Annotated in this window: 7 protein-coding genes and 2 pseudogenes; 6 read left to right on the top strand and 3 right to left on the bottom strand. The window is 72.9% G+C overall.

All coding sequences use genetic code 11. The annotated features are described in order from the left end of the window. Window positions 1-206 (top strand): annotated as a pseudogene (locus tag PKY62_RS08840) (ABC transporter permease); the annotation flags it as partial. Between the two features lie 24 nt (window positions 207-230). Here the strand turns inward: PKY62_RS08840 and PKY62_RS08835 are convergent. Further along, window positions 231-542 carry a hypothetical protein gene (locus PKY62_RS08835; protein ID WP_324536342.1) on the bottom strand — a complete coding sequence of 104 codons (312 nt, stop codon included), beginning with the start codon at window positions 540-542 and terminating at the stop codon, window positions 231-233. A gap of 182 nt (window positions 543-724) precedes the next feature. Between PKY62_RS08835 and PKY62_RS08830 the strand changes: the two genes are divergently transcribed. The 5 genes from PKY62_RS08830 to PKY62_RS08810 all read left to right on the top strand — a co-directional run bounded on the left by PKY62_RS08830 (window position 725) and on the right by PKY62_RS08810 (window position 6,280). Beyond that, a complete protein-coding gene (locus PKY62_RS08830; protein WP_324536341.1) occupies window positions 725-1,672 on the top strand; it encodes a sensor domain-containing diguanylate cyclase in 948 nt (315 codons plus the stop codon). Window positions 1,673-1,753: 81 nt separating this feature from the next. Continuing rightward, window positions 1,754-3,346, top strand: coding sequence for a diguanylate cyclase (locus PKY62_RS08825; protein WP_324536340.1), 1,593 nt, complete (start codon window positions 1,754-1,756; stop codon window positions 3,344-3,346). Between the two features lie 58 nt (window positions 3,347-3,404). Further along, the gene (gene arr / locus PKY62_RS08820) at window positions 3,405-3,818 is read left to right on the top strand and encodes an NAD(+)--rifampin ADP-ribosyltransferase (RefSeq protein WP_324536349.1); all 414 of its coding nucleotides are present in this window, start codon (window positions 3,405-3,407) and stop codon (window positions 3,816-3,818) included. 98 nt (window positions 3,819-3,916) lie between these two features. Further along, window positions 3,917-5,548: a cation:proton antiporter domain-containing protein gene (locus tag PKY62_RS08815; protein WP_324536339.1), complete on the top strand. Its 1,632-nt coding sequence runs from the start codon at window positions 3,917-3,919 to the stop codon at window positions 5,546-5,548. 324 nt (window positions 5,549-5,872) lie between these two features. After that, window positions 5,873-6,280 (top strand): hypothetical protein, encoded by a 408-nt coding sequence (locus tag PKY62_RS08810; protein ID WP_324536338.1) that lies wholly within the window; start codon window positions 5,873-5,875, stop codon window positions 6,278-6,280. Between the two features lie 70 nt (window positions 6,281-6,350). Here the strand turns inward: PKY62_RS08810 and PKY62_RS08805 are convergent, their stop codons facing one another. Both PKY62_RS08805 and PKY62_RS08800 read right to left on the bottom strand, forming a co-directional pair. Continuing rightward, window positions 6,351-8,735 (bottom strand): ATP-binding cassette domain-containing protein, encoded by a 2,385-nt coding sequence (locus tag PKY62_RS08805; protein WP_324536337.1) that lies wholly within the window; start codon window positions 8,733-8,735, stop codon window positions 6,351-6,353. A gap of 51 nt (window positions 8,736-8,786) precedes the next feature. Then, window positions 8,787-8,996, bottom strand: a pseudogene (locus PKY62_RS08800) (hypothetical protein); the annotation flags it as partial.

The raw sequence follows: 8,996 nt of genomic DNA, 5'->3' as shown, positions 1-8,996 counted from the left end.
CGTTCGTGCCCACCGAGACGATGCCCGGCCCGGTGCGCGCCTTCGCCGAGAACCAGCCGGTGACCGCCATCGTCGACGCGATCCGCGACCTGCTGGCAGGGCAGCCGGTCGGCTCGGAGCTCGGGGTAGCGCTGGCCTGGTGCGTCGGCATCCTCGTCGTCGCCTACGCGGCCGCCGTGGCCACCTACCGCCGCAAGGTCTCCTAGGAGGTCCCGCCGTCCTCGCCGGGTTCAGCGGACCGCGGCGTCCACCAGCTGCCAGCCCGCACCGACGGGGGACTCGCCCACTGGCAGGTCGACCGACGCGAGGACGACGTTGGTCCCGGTCCCCGAGACCTTCTCCCACCGGCTGCCGTAGGCGAGGTCCACCACGAGCCCGGGTGGTTCGGGCGCCAGCGCGGCGTCCTCGACGAGCTCGGTGGTGCCGTCCTCGCGGACGGGGGTCCAGAACACGCTGGCGTGGGGGTGGTAGCTGGCCCACTCCCACTTCCACTGGCGCTGGACCTGCTCCCAGTGGCAGATGGTCTCCGTCGTCCCGGGCATGTGGACCGCCTCCCTCGTGCGCGCCGTCGCGCACGCGTTCCCCCGATCCTGGCACTGCCGACCCCCGCGCGGGTAAGGGACCTACGGCCCGGAACGGGCCCCGTGCGGCACGGCGACTCCTCATGCCCGCCGGCCGGTGGCCGATGGGAGCCATGCGCCGCTGGGTGCGTGAGGCGAGGTGCGTGGTGCACGACGGCATGTACGCGGAGCTCCTGGACTCGATGAGCGACGGGGTCTACTTCGTCGACCGCGAGCGGCGCATCACCTACTGGAACTCCGGGGCGGGCGCGCTGTCCGGCTACTCCCGCGACGAGGTCGTCGGTCGCCGGTGCCGCGACGGCCTGCTCAACCACGTCGACGAGGCCGGTGCGCAGCTGTGCGGCGCCCGGTGCCCGTTGCTGTGGACGATGCGTGACGGCCAGCCGCGTGAGTGCCACATCCTCATGCACCACAAGGACGGCCACCTGGTGCCGGTGCGGGTCAGGGCCTCGCCCCTGCGCGATCCCGCCGGGACCATCGTCGGTGCCGTCGAGGTGTTCAGCGACGACACCGCGCTGCGCACCGCACGCCTCGAGATCGACCAGCTGCAGTCCCTGGCGCAGATCGACCCGCTGACCGCCCTGGGCAACCGTCGCTACCTGGACCGCTGCCTGGACCAGCGGCTGGGCGAGTGGAGCCGGTACGGCATCCCGTTCGGCGTCCTCATCGCTGACATCGACCGGTTCAAGTCCGTCAACGACACCTTCGGCCACGACGTCGGCGACGAGGTCCTGCGCGTGATCGCGGCGACCCTGACCCATGGCCTGCGCGCCGGTGACGGGGTGGCTCGGATGGGCGGCGAGGAGTTCGCGGTCGTGACCGGGCACATCGGCCCCAGCGAGCTCGCCGGCCTCGCCGAGCGCATCCGCATGCTCGTCAGCCGGTCGCGCTACGCCGGCCCGGCGGGCCCGCTGTCGATCAGCGTCTCCATCGGCGGCGCGATGATCCGGCCCGGCGAGGACGCCCACGCGGTGCTGCGCCGCGCCGACCAGAGGCTGCTCGCGGCCAAGGAGACCGGTCGCGACCGGGTCGTGACCACCGACGAGGCGCGCCGCGCCGTCACCAACCCTGCGGGATCACGGAGCCGATGAGGCCATGATGGACACCGGCGCCGTGGAGAGCGGCGTTCACCGCCGGTCCGCCGCGGTCGGCACGACCCGAGGGAGGTGTGCGTGACACCAGGCCAGGGCGGCCCCGGCACCGAGCTCCTCGCGACGGCGGAGTTCGGGCCGTTCGACGCCGTCTCCGACGTCGCGCACGCGCTCTACCTCAAGGGCTTCGCGCTGCGGGCGGTCGAGGCGTGCGAGCAGTGGGTACGTCTCACGCAGGCTGCGGGGGACCACGAGACCACGCGCTACCTGCGGTACATCGAGGCCACGTCGCTGCAGGAGCTCGGGCGTGCCGCCGAGGCGCTCGAGGTCGCGGAGCGGCTGCTGGCCGACCTGGGTGACAGCCCGCAACCCGTGTGGCGGGCCAAGGCCCTGGCCGTGATCGCCGAGTCCAGCGGACGGATCCACGAGCACGGGCGCTCCATCGCAGCACTGGCCGAGGCGCACTGGCGCCTCGACCTCATCCCCGCCGGCTCCTACGGCCACCTGTCGGCCAGCATGGCCGTGGCCCTGGCGCTCCGCTCGGCGAACCTCCTCGAGCAGGCCGACGCCGCCCTGCTGGGGATCAGGTCGGCGTTCGATCCCGACGTCGAGGTGCTCGTCGCGCAGGAGCTCGCGCTGCTCAGCGCGTTCTGGGGGGCGAGCCTGCACCTGATCGGACGTGAGGCCGACGCCAGCGCCAAGTTCGCCACCGCGTCCTCCCGCGCCCGGCGCATGGTGCGCGTCGCCCACGCGGTGGGCAACGTCCCGATGGTCGGACGCGGGGAGGTCATCGACGCCTATGCCTCGATGCAGCTGGGCGACGGGGAGCTGGCGGCGCTGCGCGCGCGGGCCGCCGCCGAGAAGTTCCGCCCCCGCCCCGAGCTCGTCGAGACCCATCTGCTCCACCTCGTGCTCGGGCGGGACGCCGTCGACCGCCACGACACGGCAGCGGCGCGAGAGCACCTGCGGGCCGTCGTCGAGGACGCGGAGGCCGCGCGGCGCGACATGTGGGCCGCGACGGGGCGGTGGGCGCTCTCGGGCGCGTACGAGTCCGAGTTCGGGCCCCACCCGGCCATCCCCGAGGTCCTGGCGATCGCCCGTGGAGCGCTGAGCCGGAACTGGTCGGAGCGGGCCGGGCGCTTCGCCGCGCTGCTCGACCGGCACCAGCTGCGCGAGCTGGCCGCGGAGTCCGCCCGCACGGGGCGCGCGGCAATGCAGGACCCGCTCACCCAGCTCGGCAACCGCAGGCTCCTGGAGTCGCCCGGGAACGACGTCCAGGCTCGCTCCTGGGCCGTGTTCCTCGACGTCGACAACTTCAAGGCGATCAACGACGACCTCTCCCACGCCATCGGCGACGTGGTCCTGCGGACGGTCGCCCAGATCATCCGGTCCCATGCCCGATCCGAGGACCTGCTCATCCGCTACGGCGGCGACGAGTTCCTCATCCTGCCCGACGGGGGCAGCGAGGCCGCAGCCTCCCTCGCCGAGCGCGTCTGCAGCGCGGTGGCCTGCCACCCGTGGAACGAGGTGTCCGACGCCCTGCACGTCACCGTGTCCGTCGGCGTCGGTCCCGCGGACCACACCGCGACGGCCCCCTGGGCGGCGGCGGACGCGGCACTCCAGCAGGCCAAGCGTGGGGGGCGTGCCAGGGTCGTCATGTGGCAGCGGAGCTAGCGCCGTCCGGTACGCCGAGGGCCGAGACCGACGAGGGGTGCGCAGGGTGGACGAGCCGATGCCGTCCGGGATCGAGGACCCCGGCCCCTTCTTCCACGGCACGAAGGCCGACCTGGCGGTGGGGGAGCTCCTGGAGCCCGGTCGTAGCTCCAACTTCGGTGGGCGCGCCACGGCGAGCTACGTCTACCTGACCGCGACCCTGGACGCGGCCACCTGGGGCGCGGAGCTGGCGGTGGGCGAGGGCCGCGGCCGGATCTACCGCGTGGCGCCCATGGGTCCGTTCGAGAACGACCCGAACCTGACCGACCAGCGGTTCCCGGGCAACCCGACCAGGTCCTACCGCACCCGGCAGCCCCTGCGCGTCGTCGGCGAGGTCACCGACTGGCAGGGGCACGCCCCTGCGGTGCTCCAGGCCATGCGGGATCACCTCGTGCACCTCGAGCGACTCGGCATCGAGGCGATCAACGACTGACCCGAGCTGCGGTCGCGCGTCCGCGTGGCGTCGGAGTCGCGACGTCCCCCGGCGCCGCACGCCGCGCGACAATGGCCGGACCACCGTCAGGAGGGTCCATGGTGCTGGGGCTGTACCTCGCGGCCGCCGTGGTCGGCGGGCTCCTCGCGGTGTCCGTACGGCTGCCGCCGCTGGTCGGGTACCTCGCGGCGGGGTTCGCCCTGGGGGCGCTGGGTGCGCCCGAGCCGGAGGGGCTGGCACCGGTCGCCGAGCTGGGCGTGGTGCTGCTGCTCTTCGCGATCGGCCTCAAGTTCGACGTGCGCACCCTGCTGCGCCGGGAGATCTGGCTGACGACGAGCGTCCACCTGGTGCTCTCGACGGCCGTCGGGATGGGCTTCCTCGGTCTGCTCGCGGTGGCCGGCGTCGCCCTGGTCGCCGACGAGCCGGCGGGTGCGCTCGCCCTCGTCGGCTTCGCGCTGACCTTCTCCTCGACCGTCTTCGTCGTCAAGGTCCTCGAGGACCGCTCCGACACGACGTCGCTCTACGGGCGGATCGCCGTGGGTCTGCTCGTCCTGCAGGACGTGGCAGCCGTCGCCTTCATGGCGCTCGCCGGTGGCGAGGCGCCGAGCCCGTGGGCCTTCGCGCTCGTGCTCCTGGTGCCCGCGGCGTGGCCGCTGCACCGGATCTGGGACCGGATCGGCCACGGCGAGCTGCAGGCGCTGTTCGGGGTGACGGTCGCGGTGGCGCTGGGCTGGGGCCTGTTCCAGGCGGTCGGCGTGGACGGTGAGCTCGGCGCCCTCGTCATGGGGCTGCTGCTCGCCAAGCACCCCAGCGCACCGGAGCTGTCGCGCTCGCTGATGACGTTCAAGGACCTCATGCTGGTCGCGTTCTTCCTGCAGATCGGGCTGCACGGGCGGCCAGGGCTCGAGGACCTGCTGCTGGCGGTCGCGCTCCTGGCGGTGCTGCCGTTCCAGGTCGCCTTCTACGCCGTGCTGCTGTGGGCCATGCGGCTGCGGCGACGCACCGCCTTCCTCGCCGGGCTCGTCCTGGCCAACTTCTCCGAGTTCGGCATCATCGTCGCTTCCGTCGGCGCGTCGGCCGGCCTGCTGGGCGATCGCTGGGTGGTGGTGATCTCGCTCGCCGTCGCCATCAGCTTCGCGGTGTCCGCACTGGTCAACCGGCGCGGCGTCGAGCTGGCCACCCGGATGGTCCGGCTGCTGCCGCACCACAGCACGTACCAGCTGCACCCCGACGACCGGCTGGTCGACGTGGGTCAGGCAGACGCGCTGGTGCTCGGCCTGGGCCGGATCGGCTCGGCCACCTACGCACGGCTCCGCGACGAGTACGGCCTGTCGGTCGTCGGCGTCGAGCACGACCAGACCCGCGTGACCGAGCTCGAGGTCCAGGGGTTCGACGTGCTCCGCGCCGATGCCACCGACGTGGAGTTCTGGGCTCGGGTCAAGCGCGCGGGCCGGGTCCAGGTGGTGGTGCTCGCGATGCCGTTCCACAAGGCCAACCTCATCGCCCTCGCCCGCCTCCAGGCGGCCGGCTTCACGGGCAAGGTCGCCGCCGTGGCACGGTACGACGACGACGTTGCAGAGCTCGCCCGGCACGGCGCCCACGCGGTGTTCCACCTCTACGGGTCCGCCGGCGCCGCACTCGCCGACCACGCGGCGGAGGTGCTGATGCACCGCGCCCCCCCAGGGCCCGATCACGAGCCCGGTACCGCGCCGGGGCTCGTCAGCGGGTGAGGGCCGGCGGTGCGGGTTCGGGTGACGGGTCGTGGTGGACGACGTCGATGTGCAGCACGACGCCGGGCCCCGGGGTCAGGCCGCGCGGCGGAGGTCGTCATGGCGGCGTTGGGTGCGGGTGGTGCTGGTGAGCTGCTGGCGTTGCCACTTGCGCACCATCCGTCACAACGGCCGCTACGACGCCCGAGGGTGAGGGGCCGGCGCCGGGTGGCGGGTGGACCCCGGGTGCACCTGCGAGCCTGCGCCAGGACTCCCGACACGGCGAGAGTCCTCCGTGAGGGCCGGTGATCACGTGACGACCGCGATGTGCGGCAGGATCGACCCGTGACCACCCTGCCCCGTGCGGCCCACGTCGTGGACGTCTTCGTGTACGTCGTGGTGCTCAATCTCGCCGTCGAGTACTTCCCCCTGGTGCTCAGCGAGGGGTTCACGCTCTCGCTGCTCACGGCCGTGCTCCTCAAGGGCGCCCTCGAGGTGGTCATCGTGATCAAGGGCGTGATCCTCGCCCGGCTGCGGGCGGCCGAGTCGCGCCGGGCCAAGGTCGCCGCGGGGCTGTCGCTGTGGGTGGTCGCGGCCGGGAGCAAGTTCGTCGTCCTCTGGCTGGTCGACCTCGTCTTCGGCGACGCCGTCAGCCTCGGCGGGTTCGTGTCGGTGACTGCTCTCGTCGTGTGCCTGCTCGCCTCCAGGGCCGCCGTCCGGCGCCTGCTGGGTGAGCCGGCCAGCGTGGCCTGACGGGCACCGGCATCCGACCGGCACGAGGTCGCGCTGGCGGGCCGACCGGCGGCGAGGTCAGGCTGCGAGGTCAGGCGCCGACGTACGCCGCCAGGTGCTCCCCGGTGAGCGTGGAGCGGGTGGCCACGAGCTCGGCAGGGGGCCCCTCGAAGACGACCAGGCCGCCGTCGTGCCCGGCACCGGGCCCCAGGTCGATGATCCAGTCCGCATGGGCCATGACGGCCTGGTGGTGCTCGATGACGACCACCGACGTGCCGGCGTCGACGAGCCGGTCGAGCAGGCCCAGCAGCTGCTGGACGTCGGCGAGGTGCAGGCCGGTGGTCGGCTCGTCCAGCACGTAGACGCGGCCCTTGGCCGCCATCTGGGTCGCCAGCTTGAGTCGCTGCCGCTCGCCGCCGGACAGGGTGGTCAGCGGTTGGCCGAGGCTGAGGTAGCCGAGCCCGACGTCCGCGAGCCGTTCCAGGATCGCGTGGGCCGCGGGGGTGTGCGCCTCGCCGGCGGCGAAGAACTCCCTGGCCTCGGTCACCGGCATCGCGAGCACCTCGCTGATGTCGCGCCCGCCGAGCCGGTACTCCAGCACCGAGGCATCGAACCGCCTGCCCTCGCACTCCTCGCACGTGCTCTCGAAGGTGGCCATGAAGCCCAGGTCGGTGTAGATGACGCCCGCACCGTTGCACACGGGGCACGCGCCCTCCGAGTTGGCGCTGAACAGCGCGGGCTTGACGCCGTTGGCCTTGGCGAACGCCTTGCGGACGGGCTCGAGCAGGCCGGTGTAGGTGGCCGGGTTGCTGCGGCGCGAGCCGCGGATCGCGCCCTGGTCCACGGTCACCACGCCGTCGAGGCCGGAGACCGACCCGTGGATGAGCGAGCTCTTCCCCGAACCGGCGACGCCGGTGACGACCACGAGCACCCCGAGCGGGATGTCGACGTCGACGTCCCGCAGGTTGTGGGTCGCGGCGCCGCGCACAGCCAGCGCGCCAGACGGCGTGCGCACCGACGTCTTGAGCGCGGCGCGGTCGTCCAGGTGCCGCCCGGTGAGGGTGCCGCTGGCTCGCAGGCCCTCGACCGTGCCCTCGAAGACCACCTCGCCGCCGGCGGTCCCGGCGCCCGGGCCGAGGTCGACCACGTGGTCGGCGATCGCGATCGCCTCGGGCTTGTGCTCGACGACGAGCACCGTGTTGCCCTTGTCCCGCAGCTGGAGCAGCAGGGTGTTCATCCGTGCGATGTCGTGCGGGTGCAGGCCGATGGTCGGCTCGTCGAACACGTAGGTGACGTCGGTGAGCGACGACCCGAGGTGGCGGATCATCTTCGTGCGCTGCGCCTCGCCGCCGGACAGCGTCCCCGACGGCCGGTCGAGCGAGAGGTAGCCGAGCCCGATCTCGACGAACGCGTCGAGCAGGTGCGTCAGGTTGCGCAGCAGCGGCGCGACCCCGGGCTCGTCGAGGCCACGCACCCACGCCGCCAGGTCGGTGATCTGCATCGCGCAGGCGTCGGCGATCGAGGTCCCGTGGATCTTCGAGGAGCGCGCCGGCGCGGCCAGCCGGGTCCCGCCGCACTCGGGGCAGGTCTGGAACGTCACGGCCCGCTCGACGAAGGCCCGGATGTGGGGCTGCATCGCGTCGACGTCCTTGGACAGCATCGACTTGGTGACCTTGGGCACCAGGCCCTCGTAGGTCATGTTGATGTTCTCGAGCTTGACCTTGCGGGGCTCGCCGTAGAGGAACTCCTGGCGCTGCCGCGCGCTGAACTGCGCGATCGGCACGTCCGTGGGGACCACCGCGCCGAAGATGCGCACGTACCAGCCGTCACCGGTGTACCCGGGGACCGTGATCGCGCCGTCGTCCAGCGACAGCGACGCGTCGAAGAGCTGGGCCAGGTCGATGTCGGACACCGACCCCATGCCCTCGCACCGCGGGCACATGCCACCCAGCACGGAGTAGGAGCGCTTCTGCGCCGTGGTCGCGGCACCCTTGTCGACCTTGACCTGGCCGACCCCGCTGACCGACGGCACGTTGAAGGAGAAGGCCTGGGGCGAGCCGATGTGCGGCAGACCGAGCCGGCTGAACAGGATGCGCAGCAGCGCGTTGGCGTCGGTGACCGTGCCCACGGTGGACCGGGCGTTGGCGCCCATCCGCTCCTGGTCGACGAGGATCGCCGTGGTCAGCCCCTCGAGGACGTCGACGTCCGGCCGCGCGAGGCTGGGCATGAAGCCCTGGAGGAAGGCGCTGTAGGTCTCGTTGATCATGCGCTGCGACTCGGCGGCGATGGTGTCGAAGACCAGCGAGCTCTTGCCCGATCCGGACACGCCCGTGAACACCGTCAGCCGCCGCTTGGGGACCTCGACGCTGACGTCCTTGAGGTTGTTCTCCCGTGCGCCCTGCACACGGATGAGGTCATGGCTGTCGGCGCCGTGACCGGCCGGGGCGCGGGTGGGCGTGCTGGGGGGCTGGCTCAACGGGTCTCCTTGCGACGCGGTGGTTCGGGCAGGGTCACAACGCCCGACGGGTCAGGGCAGTTCCGGGGCGCTGCCCATGCTGGCCGCCGCGAGCCACTCCCGCGCGGCCGCGGTGAGCGCCGCCACCCCGATGCGCAGGGTGGGGTCCTCCACCGGGGCGTACGACGGCGAGTGGTTCGACGGGATCGCGGCCATGGCGCGGGTGATCTCGTCGACCGTCGTCGCACCGCGGAACGCCGCCGGGTCCGCGCCGCCCAGCAG

It is taken from the genome of Actinotalea sp., assembly GCF_035443605.1.
Taxonomy (GTDB): domain Bacteria; phylum Actinomycetota; class Actinomycetes; order Actinomycetales; family Cellulomonadaceae; genus Actinotalea.
Note: the sequence above shows the minus strand (reverse complement) of the source record. Positions and strands in the feature narration are given on the sequence as shown.